Below are 14,518 nucleotides of genomic sequence, written 5' to 3'. Positions count from 1 at the left end.
TTGTGCAACCGTGGATAGGGCAGGTCAGCGCTGCAGGGTGAGGACGCCCGGCCGGTACGGCAGTCGGTCGTAGGGGCCGCCCGCGTTGGCGGACTTGCCCTGGTAGAGGAACTGCAGGTTGCAGGGGTCGATGGTCATGGTCTGGTCGGGGTTGTTGCGGACCAGATCACCGTGGCTGATGTCGTTGGTCCAGGTGGCACCGCTGTTGGCCTTGCCCGCGAAGGGGTTGCTTTCGCTGGCGGCCTGCGGGGTCCACGAACCGCTCAGGCTGGAGGCCGTGAACGAGCGGAAGTAGCGCTGCTCGTTCGCACCCCGAGCCTCAACGATCATGAGGTACTGGTTCTGGCCCTGGACCTTGTAGACCTGCGGCGCCTCGAACAGGTTCTTCGTCGTGTCGCTCATGACCGTCGTGTACGACGAGCCGAAGTTGCCCGGGAAGTTCCCGATCGGCATGCTCGCCCGGTAGATCTTGCCGTTGTCACCGGCGAAGAACAGGTACATGTTCTGGTCGTCGGCGATCAGGGTCTGGTCGATCGGGCCGGTGCCGGAGTCGGGGAGGCTCCCGGTGAACAGCGGCTGCGGCGCCGACCAACCGTTGGGGTTGGTGGGGTCGCTCGACGTGCGGTAGCTGAAGGGCGATGCACCCCACTGGTACGCCAGCACCCAGATCTTCTTGGGCGCGAAGTAGAACAGCGTGGGCGCCACCGCGTTCTGGCTCATCCTGGTCTGGCCGGCCGACGCCATGTCCGACCAGTTCGTGAAGGGGCTGAACGCCATCGAGCCGTACGAGGTTCCCGACGCGCTCGACGCGTAGACCAGGTGCTTGCCGTTGTGCACCACGTGGGTGAAATCCTTCACCGCGGCCCACCCGTTCGACGGCTGTGCGAGGGCACCCGTCGAACTCCACTTGTACGTCGACGGAAGAGCACACGTGCCGCCGCCCGTCCCGGACGAGGCGGTCCACTTCTGGTTGTTGACGGACGCGCAGGCGTACAGCTGGATCTTGGTGCCGTTCGCGGTGGCCGCGCCGACGGCGTCGAGGCACAGCCCGGACTGGACGCCGGTGATCGTGCCGTTGGTGCTGATGTTCCACTGCTGGTTGGCGCCGCCGTTGCAGTCCCAGATGACCACCGGGGTGCCGTTGGTCGTGCCCTTGCTCTTGGCGTCCAGGCACTTGTCGTCGGAGACCTTCAGCTGCTTGGCGGCGGTGTAGGTCCAGCGCTGGTTGGCCTGTCCGCTGCAGTCCCACAGTTGCGCCCGGGTGCCGTTGGCGGTGGCGGAGTCGGGGATGTCGATACAGCGGCCGGAGGCCACGCCCTTGATTTCCCCGGTACCGTCGGTCGGCTTGACCGGGGTGGTACCGGAGCCGGACTTGAGAGCGTTCATGACGGCGGTGTACGCGGGCTTGGGCTTGCCGTTGTTGTCGAACAGCAGGGGGTTTTCGCCGCTGCGCCAGGAGTCGCTGTCACGGACGCCCCACACCGTGATGCCGGTGCACCGAGCCACGGACAGGCAGGTGCTGACCGTGTTCGCGTAGTGGGTGGGTGATGCCTGGGCGATGTCCAGCTCGGTGATCTGGACGTCGACGCCCAGGGCGGCGAAGGCGGCCAAGGTGGTCTTGAAGCTCGTCGGCGGGCCGCCCGCCCCGAAGTGGCTCTGGAACCCGACGCAATCGATGGGCACGCCGCGGGACTTGAAGTCCTTGACCATGCGGTAGACGCCCTGGGTCTTGGCGTCCGACCAGTTCTCGATGTTGTAGTCGTTGTAGCAGAGCTTGGCCGAGGAGTCGGCCGCACGGGCGGTGCGGAAGGCTTCCTCGATGAAGCCGTTGCCCAGCACGTTCTGGAAGACCGAGCTGCGGAGCCGGCCGCTGCCGCCGTCGGCGAACGCCTCGTTGACCACGTCCCAGGCGTAGATCTTGCCCTTGTAGTGGGTCATCTGGGTGGTGATGTGGTTGTTCATCACGCTGCGCAGCGTCTGCGCGTCGCGGATGGAGCTGACCCAGGAGGGGAGCTGCGAGTGCCAGACCGTGGTGTGGCCGCGTAGGCGCTGGCCGCGTGCCATGGCATGGTTGACGATCCGGTCTGCGGGGCCGAAGTTGAAATTGCCGCGGGACGGTTCGATGGCGTCCCACTTCATCTCGTTCTCCGGGGTGATCATGTTGAATTCCCGGTCCGAGATCGCGGCGTACGCGGAGTCGCCGAGCCTGCCGGCGGCTACAGCCGTGCCGAAGTACCTGCCCGAGGGGGCCGCCTGGGTACCCAGGGCCGCGGCTCCGGCGGAGCTGGGGAGGAGCGTCACGACACCGGCCAACACCGCCGCGGCCGACAGTCCTATCGTCAGTGTGCGGCGACGCCGGCGGAGCCGGTGCAGGCCCTTCATGCGGGGGCCCTGCGTACCGGTCGCCCTGGGTTCGTGGGTGTATTGCGTCATGTGAGGTGCTTTCTTCAGGGGATGGTCGGTGGGGGACGTCGGGACCCAGCCGCGTCGGCACGTCATGACAGGCGGCGGGAAGGACTCCCCTGAAGTGGAGGCTTCCGGGCTCGCGGTCTCGTAACAGAAAAGTCGCGCCGCCCGCAGGATTGCCCAGTGATGCATCTCGCAGGCGGAAAGCGTTATGCCGGACGCCGTGGCCTGGTCGCGCCCGTGGAGGAGGGGCGCCGCACCGATCCGCAGTGAGCGCCGGTCACGAGGTGGGGCAGGGACAGGGGGGATCCGGCTGGACGAGCACCGGCTGTGACGGTGCGACTCGGTCGGGATCGCCCGAGGGGCGGTGTGCTCAGGCCCCGGGGCTGCGCACGATGAAGGAAGCCTGGCCGGCGAAGGCCCGCGTGCCGTCGGAGCCGTCGAGCCAGATGCCGCCGTCGCGGTGGCGGAGGACCGATCCCGGATAGTTGTGCGCGTGCAGGGTCACGGACCCGGCGACCGCCCCTGGGCGCGGACAGAAGGTGGCGTCTTCACGGAACAGTTCGCTGCCGTCGTCGGTGCTCAGCCGCAGCCGCAGGTAGTGGTGGCGAAGATACCGGCCGTCCGCGGCGCGGAAGGTGACGCACCGTGTGTCGGCCAGCCCCCCGATGACCGTGAAGGTGACCCGTTGCCGTGCCTGCGCGCTGCTGGACGCGGCGACGCTGCCGAGCGCCGCGAAGTCGCCCGTGTACGTGACGAAAAGGCCGGGACTGTCCGCGGACTCCAGCGACTGTGCGCCCAGCGGAACGGTGCCCGCGACGGCGGACGGGCCGACCGAGGGCGGGCTCACCGGGGACGGTCCCGCCGAGGTGGTGGTGCGCGAGGGAAGCGGCGCGGGAGTGCCGATTGTGGGAGCGGCGATGACGCCGGGCACCCGAGGCGCCGGTTCGGGCCAGGTCGCGTAGGTGGCGGTCCCGGCGATGAGTACCGCGCCGGTGGCGAGGCTCACCATCGGATGAGCGGTCACCGACTGGAGTTTGCCGATCAGAGCGCCGTGCAGACCGCCTCCCCCCGTCGCCGTGCCGACGGCGACGGGGGCCGCGGCCAGCCCGGCGGCGCTCGCCGCCGTACCCGACAGCAAGCCCTTGGCGGCCAGCGCGGCGATCAGTGCGGCCGGGACGGCCAGCGTCGTGAGGCTGAGGGGCAGCAGTTCGGCCGGAACCCGTTCCGCCGACGTCGCCATGCAGACCGGGCAGTCACGGGTGTGCCGCGCGATCCGCTTGCGCCACACCGATGCACGGTCACCGTCCCATGCGACGACGGTCTCCCCCAGCTGCGGACAGCGCGGGTCGGCCTCCAGCGCGGCGACGATCGTCCGGCACAGTTCCAGCTGCTCGCGCATGCGTTGCAGGCGCACTCCGACGTGCGCGACCGTGAGCCCCATCGCGGCGGCGATGTCGTCACGGCTCAGCAACCCGGCGCATTCCTGCCACCACAGCGACAGCAACACCCGATGGTCCGCGTCAAGCCACTGGCCGGCTTCGACAACCCGACGGCGCTCGTCCGACACATGAAGCCGCAGGATCGTCACGTCCACGGGTTCGGCGCCGGCGTCCGGTATCTGGCATGCCTCGTCGATGACCGTGGTCCGGTCGGCGAAGGCGTGTTGCCGGTGCCAGTGGGTATTGATCTGGCGGAGCGTGATCGACACAAGCCAGGACCGGAAGCTCTCCGGGGCACGCAGGGCAGGCAGGTCGCGCACCACGCGCAGCAGGGTTTCCTGGACGACGTCGTCGACGTCGGCATGTCCGCTCAGCGCTCGCCCGACGATGTTGTAGAGCAACGGCAAGTACGCGGCGATGAGCTCCTCGCGCGCCCGATCGTCACCGGCCTGCGCCGCGACAACCAGTCTCGCGTGGTCCACATCCATGAGCCCCATTCCCACCTTCTTCAGGGGAGCAGTCCGCCGAGTACGGTGGCATACCTTAGCGTCGGCAAAGGTACACGGTTAAAGTTTCTGCCTTGGGTGGACGGGCCGGCCCGTGCCGACTCGGAGGGCCCGGTACCTCGAGTGCGGTCGGGTAGCAGGCGGCCAACTCGTGGCCGGTCCATTAACGACGGATGCTCTCGGAAGAAGACAGCTCTGGCCTCGGAGATGATCGCCGCTCAGTTCGATGGACGGCCGGACGGACGGCTCGGCGGTCGGAGTCTCGGCCGGCGTCACCCCTTCGCCCCCTCGGATGCTCGAGGCGCACGCGGTCGGCGCGGGCTACAGGGGGACGCGCGCGACCAAGGCAGCCAGCAGGGCACAGGCCGCCGCGGCGGCCCAGAAGCGCGGGGAGCGGGGGTCGTCGAGGGCCTTGCGCGGGGTGCCGGCCTTGCGGAGAACCTTCTCCGCGAGCGGGGCGATGCCCAGCGCCACGTACACCCTGACTGCCATCTCCATCAGGTGCCAGCCGCCGTCGGGGGGCAGGAGGAGAAAGGCCAGGGCGAATCCGGCGGTGACGGCGGACTCCAGCCGCCAGCCGCGGCCGTGCCGCACGACCAGTACGGCCTGGGCGGCCAGGAGCAGAAGAAAAGCGACTTGGAACACGATCACTGAGATGTCCTCGCTTCCGGAAGTCCGGGAGAACCTGGGGGAGTTGGGTGTGAATAGGGGAAGGGAGGGGGCCGGGCGCGCCGGCCCCCTCCCTCAGGACGCTACTTCTTCCAGCGGTTGACCTTGATCTTCGGGTACATCACCCACGACCAGAAGCCCTTGTGCTGCCAGATCCCGACCGTGATCTTGACGCCCTTGCTCTTGGGCATCGCGTTCTTGATCTGGATCTCGGTGGCGAACCACCGCATCGCTCCGCCGATGGCTTCCAGCGCCAGGCCCGCGATCTTGGCCCAGAAGGCCGGCATGGTCAGGCCGATCCTGCCGAAGGCCGACGCGAGGCGCGCGCCTGCCTTGAGGGCGCGGGCCAGCTTCTTGGCCTTCTTCTTCTTGACCTTCCAGACCTTCTTCTTCTTCCAGCGCTGACCGTCCAGGTCCTGCGCGTTGACCGGGTCGCCCGGGTACGCGTAGGCGCTGAGCGAGCCGCCCGGGACCGGGTCGGGCTGCAGGAAGCGGCCGGTGGCCGGCGAGTACAGCCGGACGCCCATCAGCGTGGAGCCGCTCAGCGTCTCCGAGGAGCGCTGGTGGCCGCCGACCCAGCCGTACCGCGCGGCGGTCGTGCCCTCGGTCCGGTTGCCGTACTCGTCGGTGCGCAGCACCACGGGCGCCTGGGCGGTGTCCGCCGGGAGTTGCACCGAGACGTCGCCGTGCAGGTTGAGCAGCTGCAGGACGAGCCCGCCGGTCTTGTCCGTCGTCGCGGTCAACTGGCCGCTGAGCCCGTTGACGTAGCGGGTGACGGTGCCCTGGGCGTCCTCGGCGGTCCAGGTCGGGTTGTCCCCGGTGCCGAAGTGGTGCTTCTTGGACTCGGTCTGCGTCCAGATGCCGTCCGTGCCCTTGGCCTCCACGGTCCACGCGGCCAGGCGGCCGGTGGCGTCGAGGTTCCAGGTCTGGCGGCGGTCGCCGACGGTCTCGGTGTGGACGAGGTCGTTGGCGTAGTACGTCAGCTGGGCACCGGCCGGCGTCGCGGTGGTGCGGCCGAAGGCGTCGTAGCCGTAGCCGCTGTCGACGATCCGGTCGGCGCTGTCGTACGTGTGCGAGGTGCTGGTGGAGCCGGTTCCTCCCTGGGAGCAGTCGGCCGTGGTCAGGCCGGTGCGGTTGCTGTTGGCGTCGAACGCGTAGGACCTGCGGGTGCACAGGGCGTCCGCGGTGTCCTTCGCGGTCACGAGCCGACCCGCCGCGTCATAGGTGTACGCGGTGGAGGTGGCGGTGCCGTCGGACTGGTTGTGCCCGGCCTGCTGCGCGTGCGCGGTGTGGCCGGTGGTGTCCGCCAGCAGGGCGGTGCCGTCGGCGGCCGCGTACCTGCGGGCGGTGGTGTTGCCCGCCGGGTCCCGGTCCACGGTCAGCGTGACGCCGCCGGGCAGGGACTCGGTGGCGAGCTCGCCGTCCGCGTCGTAGGTTCCCGCGAACGCCCCGGCGACCGAGTCGGTCACCTTGGTGGCGAGACCGCGCGGCTCGGCGGCCGTGTCGTAGGCGAACGTGGTGGTGGACGGCGCCGAGTCGGAGACCGTCACCGGCCGGTCCAGGGTGTCGTACGCCGTGGTGACGGTGTTGCCGCTGCCGTCGGTGGTGCTGATCCGGCGACCGAGGGCGTCGTAGCCGTACGCCACGGTGGCACCGGCGGCGGTCTGCGAGGCGACCTCGCCATTCTGCTGGTTGTAGACCGTCGTCGCCTCGGGTATCGCCGTGCCCACGCCGCCGGTGACGGCGGACTTGGTCTGGCGGCCCGCCGCGTCGGTGGTGATCGTGGTGGTGCGGGTGGCGCCGTTGGCGGTCTCGGTGACCGAGGAGACATTGCCCCAGCGGTCGTACCCATAGGTCTTGGTGGCCAGCTCGGCCGGGTTCGAGCCGCCGCCGGTGACCGTGCCGGCCGGGCGGGTGCGGCACACCAGACCGGCCCAGGCGGGCTTGCCCGCGCAGGCTCCGGTGCCGGTCGCCGTCCAGTACTCGGTCAGGGTGGTCAGCGCGTCGCTGCCGCTCGAACGGCCCGAGGTCTCCTTGGTCTTGCGGCCCGCGGCGTCGTACGCCGTGGTGGTGGTGACCGCCAGGCCGCCCGGGTCGACGACGTTGCGCACCGGCTGGCCCGAGGTCCAGTCGTAGCCGGTCGCCGTTGTGCGGCGGTCGGCGTCGGTGGCGTACCCCTGCACGGCGGCCCCGGTGACCGCGGTGGTCACCAGATCCTGCACCGCCGCGTCGGCGGGACGGCCCTCGTCGTAGGTGTTGACGGTGTGCGTACGGGCCGGGACCTCGCTGCCCGCGGGCAGCGTCCCCTCGGTGGTGCCCCCGGACAGGTCGCGCTCCAGCGTGACCAGGTGCAGCGGGCCGGACTCCTCGGTCTCGCGGCGCCCGTCCTCGGTGTACACCGTGCGGCTGGACAGCTGCTCGGCGCGCTCGGCGACGGTCGCGTCGATGATGCCGAGCCGGGTGAGCTGCGCCTTGGCCGCGTCGGTGGCGCCGAGCGCGAGGGCCCGGTTGCCGGCGGTCAGGGAGCGCTCCTCGGAGCCGTACTGGTTGTAGTCGACGGAGTCGATGTGGCCGCCCGGCAGCGCCGTGTTGACCTCACGGCCCGACGCGTCGGCGTACACGATCGTCGCCCGCTTGTACGAGTTCGCGGCCAGCGAGGTGCCGACGTTGGAGGCGGGGACCTGGTCCGCCGGGAAGACTGCGGTGGCCTCGACCGGGGCGTCGCCCTGGCCCCAGACGGCGACCGCGGCCGCGTTCATCTGGTACGGGGCGTTGGAACCCGACACCGGCACCTGATAGACGACCGAGGTGGTCGCCTTGCCGCCGTCGGTCTGGGTGGCGCTGCCCTGCGTCAGCGTCGGCCGCGACGCGGAAAGGAGCATGCCCTCGCCCGCGGTGACCGCCGTGCCCGCCTTGCCGTAGGCCAGCGTCCACGGCAGCTCGCCGGGCTCGGTCAGCGTGGTGAGCCTGCCCGCGCTGTCATAGTCGTACGCGGTCTTCAGCGCCGGGCTGATCCGCGGGTCCCAGACCTCGCGCAGCCGCCCGGAGGTGTCGTACGCGTACTGGACGACGGTCTCGGCCGTGGCAGCGCCCGCACCCGGGGAGGTGGCCCACAGCTTGATCTGGGCGACCTGACCGGCGAAGTTGCCGAACGCGCTCGCCGTGGCCGTGGTGGAGGACGCGTACACGTACTCCAGGACCCGGCAGCCGTTGGTGGCGGGCGTGGCCTGGCAGGTGGGCGCGTCGACCGCCGAGGTGGCGCCGATCAGGTACTTGGGACGGGACTGGACCGCGCTGCCGACGGTGACCTTCTCGGAGACCACGGTGGTGGTGGAGTCGTCGACCGACAGGGCGGTGGTGGCCAGCGTCCAGGAGGTCGCCGCCGCGTCGACCTTACGGAAGACGCTCACGGTGCCGCTGGTGTCCTTCAGGGTGAACGTGCTGCTCAGCGAGCCCGTCAGGGTCAGGTCCTCGGAGCCCGACTCGGCCTTCCAGCCGCCGCCGCTGGTCGCGGTGAAGGCGGTGGCGACGCCTTCGGAGTCCAGGATCTCGACCGAGGTGGCCGAGGTCTTGCGCAGGACCGTCCAGTCGGTGCCCGCGTCCTCGGCGCTCACGCCGGAGGACCAGTTGGGGCCGAAGATGGCGGCCTGGCCCTCCTGGACGTCCTGCGCCACCGGCTGGCGCGAGGAGTGCGCACGCTCGACGGAGAGCCCGAAGAACTCCGTGTCGGTGTCGCTGAAGGTGAAGTCACCGGTCTGGGCGTTGACCGTGCCGGGACCCACCTCCAGGCTCGGCGCGCTGCCCGCCTGGCGGTCCAGGGTGACCTCGACGACCTGGGAGTTGTACTTGGCGGTCGTGCCCGTGTCGAACACGGCCCGCAGTTCGAGCACGCCGTCCTCGGCCAGCGAGGTGGCCGCGTCCCACACCAGCGGAGGGGCGGTGCCGGAGGTGACCTGGGCGGGCCAGCTGACGGCCCCGCCCGAGGTGGTGGTCACCTGAGCGGCCGGCACGGTCTTCCAGGCGTCGGTCTCGCCGCGCCGGTACTCGTACGTCACACCGGTGTACTCGGCCTTGCCCTTGGCCTCAAGGGAGACGCGGCGCGCCGTGTCGTCACCGTCGGCGGGAGAGATGACGGCCGCGCCGTCGGCGCCGACACCGAAGCTGTAGCTGGTGACGGTGGTGGAGAGGTTGCCGCCGGAGTCGACGGTCTTGGCGCGCAGGGTGTGCCAGCCGTCGGCCGGGTCGATCGAGATGGTCAGCGGGTCGCCGCCGGTGCCGTTGACCGTGTCGTCCACGCGGTTCGGCAGGTTGGCGTCGTCCAGGCCCCACAGGTAGCCCTGGCCGTCCGTGGCGGTCGTGTCCAGGGTGCAGGTCACCCCGCCGCTCGCACGGGCGGTCCAGGTGTCCTTGGCGTACGTCTGGCAGCTGATCGTGGGCGCGGCAGGCTTGGCGGTGTTCACGCCGAACGGCATGTACGCGCTCCACGGGCCGTAGAACGTCCCGTCGTAACCCCGCACGCGATAGCGCAGCTTCGGCCCCGACGGCAGCGAGTTCGCCGTGGGGATGGTCAGCGTCGCGGTCGACCCGGAGGCCACGGCGGCGCTGGTGCCCGTGTACGTGTACGTGGTGTCGTTGTACGCGGGGTCGGGGGTGATCTCGAACTGGGCCCTGACCGTGGCGCCGTCGGGGTCGGTGACCTTCGCGGACAGCGTCGGGTTCAGCGAGGTCACGTACCGGATGCCGTTGTACGCGTTGACGGCGGACGGCGAGATCGCGGAGGCGGTCGGCGAACCCGGGTACGAGTCGTAGGTGACCGTCAGGTGCGGCTCCTGGGCGTGGTCACCGCTGACGTAGTTCGCCGAGCGGTATCGCCGCCAGGTCAGCGAGTCGGTCTCGCTGACGCCCCGGATCTGCAGACCGTAGTTGGGCTGGCCGTCGGCCCACGCCTGCACGATCGCGTCGATGTCGAAGTCGACGGTGCCGGCCGGGCAGGTGGAGTTGTAGCCCTTGGCGGCGGTGTTGGTGATCGCACCGACGTCGGTGGTCGCCGGCTGCGCGCCCCAGGTGATCGTGGAGGAGCTCCAGTCACCGGTGATGCGCCGCACCTGCGTGCCGGAGCCGGTGGTCGAGCAGGTCGACGAGTAGTACGAGTAGAGGCCCAGGTTGGTGTCGTTGATGCGCTTGCCCTTGAAGGCCGACACATCGAACTTCACGTACGCGCGGGCCTTGGTGGTGCCGCCGTCGTACGTGCCGGACTTCAGCTCGTCCGAGGAGACCTGCGAGTCCGGGTAGTTGGTGGCCACCCAGGTGTCGGTGGAGGCCGCCAGGGTCGAGGTCGGGTCGACCGTGACCGGGTAGGTGAGGTCCTTGGTGAAGTACTTCGGGTCCGGCGTCAGGACGAGGGTCTGCTTCCCGTCCTTCGCGGTCTCGATCTTCACCGGCACCCGGGCGAGGTGCTTGGACTCGCCCGAGCGCGGGTCCTTGGAGGAGTCCCACATCATCGGCGCAGGCGCCTCGGCGACCAGCTTGCCCGCGGAGTCGTTGAGGAGCAGCCGTCCGCTGGGGGCCTGGGACAGCTTGAGTCCCTTGACCTCGACGGGTATGCGGTAACTCACCGGCTCCGTCGGCGCCTTGGCCAGGAGGACGTTCTGCGAGAAGCCCTGCGGCAACGCGGTGACCGTCAGCGTCTCACCGCCGCCCAGGTCGTACGCGGCGGTATCGCCCTTGAGCTTCGGCGCGGGCAGGTTCTTCTCCCAGCCCATCGCGAAGCTGCGCCCGCTGCGCCCGACGGAGGCGAGCTTCTTGTCGCCGCCGTCCGAGACGGTGATGTCCGCCGTCGCGGTCCGGGGCTTCAGGTCGGCGCCTGCGTCCGCGAGCGTGGTGTTGATGTCCTGCCAGGCGCCGTCCTTCTTGACGCGGACCGGCGCCGCGTACACGGCGGTCTGCATCTGCCCGTCGGGCAGCACATAGGTGGCCGAGGTCTCGGTGCGCACCGAGAGGACTTCGATCCTGCGCTTCTGCAACCGCGCCATCAGCCGGGCGGACGCCTCGTCCTGGGCCACGGCCGGGCCCTTGGGCGCGGCTTCGGCGGCGGTCCGCGCTCCGGGCTGCTGCGAGGCGAGTGCGACGGCCTGGCCGGTCGTGGCGACGACCACGGCCGTCTCGGCGGCCAGTACGGCGGCGACCGCGCCGGCGATCAGGCGTAGCCGCTGACGGGTTGATCTGTGCTTGCTCGACCACTGGGGTCCCTTTGGCACTATCTCTCCCAAATCTTGTCTGGGTCATGTCACGTGGTGCGGCAGACAGAATTCCGCTTCGTTGATCGATCGGGCTTTGACGGCGAGAAACCTCCATAGGATTCAGAGGTTCTCTTGAGGTATTGGGAGGCAGGCCGAAACGGGTGAGGCCCTGGAGGGGAACCCTCCAGGGCCTCACTGCTCAGGTGCGTCCGGTCGGACCCGGATCATCGCAGCGGTCAGCCGATCGCCCAGCCGAAACCGCCGCCCGCGGCCGGGAGGCCGTTCTGGCCCGGCTGATGCACGGTCACCGTGCCCGTCGCGCCGGTACGGCCGCCGGTGGCGTTGCCCCACGGCAGGGCATGCGCGGCGCCGTACGGAGCGGTGTTGGGCACACCGACGGAGAGCCGGGAGGCAGTGGCGCCCAGGTGGTTGCCGATGGCGTGGCCGGCCGTCGGGGCGCCGCCCAGGCCGGAGGCGTTGCCGGCCTCCAGCCAGAAGTCGGTGTCACCGGGAGCCCCGAACGGGTAGAAGGTCTGCACCGCACCCGCGTCCGCGGTGGTGCCGACGTCCTCACCCGGGATCCCGACCGCGAGGACGAGAGTATCGGCGGCTCCGGGCTCGTGCGGCGCGAGGTTGGCGAGCGAGACCTTCTGGCCGAACTTGTCGCCGGCCTCGGCCGAACCCTGCACGTTCTCGACCTCGGCGTGGAAGTTGGCGGCCTGGGTGACCGCCCCTGCCCCGGTGACGCGGAAGGACTGGACGGCGCCGGCCTGGCTCATGGTGCTGGTGCCGACCGCCAGGGCCTCACCCGGGGAGCCCACCGCGAAGACGGTGTCGGTCGCGGTGCCCGTGGCGGACGGGACGTACGCGACGGCCGCAACGGATGCGCCGAACTGGTCACCCGCCTCGGACGCGCCGGACACGAAGTCGTCGTCCTGACTGATGCCCTGGACCGGGGCCGGAATGCCGTCGGCGCTCAGATCGTGCTTGAGGATCTGCACCCCGCCCGCGTTGGCCAGGGTGCCGATCGCCTCGCCCGGCGAGCCGATGACGACGTGGTTCGCGGAGGCCGCGACGGCGGAGCCGAACTTGTCGCCGGCTTCGGCCGCGCCGCCCATGCCCGGCTTGTCCTGGTGGACGGCGACGTTGACGCTGCCACGCAGGTAGTGGGCGTTGCCCGCGTCGGCGACGGTGCCCAGGTCCTCGCCCGGCACTCCGATCACCAGGTACGGCTCACCCGCAGTGGTGTGACCGGCGGCGACGGCGGCGCCGAAGCGGTCGCCGGCCTCGGGGGCCGAGGACAGGATCGAGCCCGCTCCGGTGCCCTGGACGAGGTTGAGGGGGGCCTTGCCGGTGGACAGGCCGCCCGCGGCGCCGTAGAAGACCTGGGCGGAACCGGCGTCCGTGTTCGCGCCCACGTCCTCGGCCGGGACACCCACCACGAGGTCGGTGTAGCCGTCCCTGTCGTGGTCGAACGTGGCGAGGTTCTCCCCGAACCAGTCGCCCGGCTCGGCACCTTCCGACACGGCGGCGAGGTCCTGGTCGATCTCGGTGGTGCCCTTGCCGCCGCCGTACACCACGCGGACGACACCGGCGTTGGCGTCGCCGCCCACGGTCGCCTTCGGGTCGCCGACGACCGTGTCCTCCACGCCGTCGCCGTTGAAGTCCGTGATCCGCGGCGCCAGGTCGAGCTTGATGCGCGGAGTGGCGGCGCCCGCGTAGTTGATGGTCTTCCCGCTGGTCTCCAGGACCTTCTCCAGCTCCGAGACACTCGCCCGCGGGTACGCCTGCTTGAGCACCGCGAAGGCGCCCGTCACGTGCGGGGCGGCCATGGACGTGCCGTTGTACGCGGCGTAGCCGTTGCCGGGAACCGAGGAGACGACGTTGCTGCCGGGGGCGAAGACGTCGAGCAGGGGGCCCCTGTTGGTGAAGGAGGACAGCTGGTCGTCGTCGGTGGTGCTGCCCACCGTGATGGCCGAGGAGATGCAGCCGGGGGCGCCCACCGCGTCGGTGTACGCGCTGTTCCCGGCGGAGATCACCGTGGCGACACCGGCGGCGCGCAGGTTGTCGATGGCCAGCTTGCGGGAGTCCGTGTCGCAGGCCGTCGTGTGCTGGCCGCCGCCCAGGCTCATGTTGGCCGCCACGACCGACGTCCCGGACTGACGCAGCTGCAGGACCTTCTCCAGGGCCGCGAGCTGGTCGCTGCTGTAGCTGAGCACGCACGGCGCCTTTCCGACGCCGCAGGATGCCTCGGTGCTGAACTTGCTGAACACCTGGATGGCGATGATCTTCGCGCCGGGGGCGACGCCTGCCTTGGGAGCTCCGGTCAGGCCCTGCCCTTTGCCGGCGGCGATACCGGAGACATGGGTTCCGTGGTCGCACAGGCCGGATGCGGCGCAGGGGCCGCTCTCCGCGTCGGCCGCGCCCGCTCCCTCCTGCTGCTCGGTGCCGTTGGGGCACAGGCTGGTGACGCCGGAGGCGGGGATGTTGGTCGAGAAGCACGCCTCGGCGATCACCCGGTTGCCGAGGAAGGGGTGCTTGACGGCGACGCCGGTGTCGAGGATGGCCACCACGTTGCCGGTGCCGGTCTGGCCGGCAGCGGCGGTCCTGTCCGCGCCGACGACCGGAATGGTCGAGTCCAGGGTGGGGGGTACGGCCACGTCCTCGGTCACGCTCACGACACCGGGCTGGGCGGCCAGCTTCTCCAGACCGGCCTTGTCCACGTTCATCGTGGTCACGGGCAGCGTGGACAGGGTCTTGAGGGCCTTACCCGTCTTGCCGGCGCGGGCGGCGGCGGGCAGGTCGGCACGGCTCCTGGTGACGACGTTGACCCTCACCGTGCCGCCGTCGGCGACCTCCTCCTGGAGGGCCGGGTCGAAGGGTTCGGCTGTCGTGGGGGTTGCCGGAGCGGCGCTCACCGGTGCGGCGTGGGCCGGTATGGCGCCGAGAGTCACGGCTGTCATCGCCATGACAACCGTGGACCATATAGGTCGTTTCATGTCGCTCCATCGTGAAGCGGGCAGTGGGGATGCCCGCGTGATCATGCGTGAGAAGGCGACACGGTATCGAACGGCCTATCGAGGATGAGCAGTAACCCCCTCCCCCTTCAGGCGCGGGAGAGGGGGCTCGCAGGACGCGCAGGTTCGGGCGGCGCGGTCCCTGATCCGCGTCGGCCGAACCCGAGCGCTCAGCGACCGGCGACGTGGGACGGTGCCGCCACCTTGTGGACCGGCGTCACCGTACGGCGTTCTACGGG

5 protein-coding genes are annotated in these 14,518 nt (G+C 70.5%); all 5 read right to left on the bottom strand.

The genetic code is table 11. The annotated features are described in order from the left end of the window. Positions 1-24 precede the first annotated feature (24 nt). Positions 25-2,382, bottom strand: coding sequence for a non-reducing end alpha-L-arabinofuranosidase family hydrolase (locus tag ABZ939_RS17715; RefSeq protein WP_361855638.1), 2,358 nt, complete (start codon positions 2,380-2,382; stop codon positions 25-27). Positions 2,383-2,779: 397 nt separating this feature from the next. After that, on the bottom strand, positions 2,780-4,345 hold the full coding sequence (locus ABZ939_RS17710; RefSeq protein WP_361855325.1) for a sigma-70 family RNA polymerase sigma factor: 1,566 nt from the start codon (positions 4,343-4,345) through the stop codon (positions 2,780-2,782). A gap of 330 nt (positions 4,346-4,675) precedes the next feature. After that, a complete protein-coding gene (locus tag ABZ939_RS17705; RefSeq protein ID WP_361855322.1) occupies positions 4,676-5,005 on the bottom strand; it encodes a hypothetical protein in 330 nt (109 codons plus the stop codon). A 101-nt stretch (positions 5,006-5,106) separates the two neighbouring features. Then, a complete protein-coding gene (locus ABZ939_RS17700; RefSeq protein WP_361855319.1) occupies positions 5,107-11,280 on the bottom strand; it encodes a DNRLRE domain-containing protein in 6,174 nt (2,057 codons plus the stop codon). A gap of 218 nt (positions 11,281-11,498) precedes the next feature. Then, entirely contained in the window at positions 11,499-14,225 is a 2,727-nt protein-coding gene (locus ABZ939_RS17695) for a S8 family serine peptidase (RefSeq protein ID WP_361855316.1), read from the bottom strand. Positions 14,226-14,518: the final 293 nt, after the last annotated feature.

Origin of the sequence: Streptomyces sp. NPDC046712 (assembly GCF_040645695.1) — a bacterium.
Taxonomy (GTDB): Bacteria; Actinomycetota; Actinomycetes; order Streptomycetales; family Streptomycetaceae; genus Streptomyces.
The sequence above is the reverse complement of the archived record's forward strand: the minus strand, read 5'-3'. Positions and strand labels throughout refer to the sequence as shown.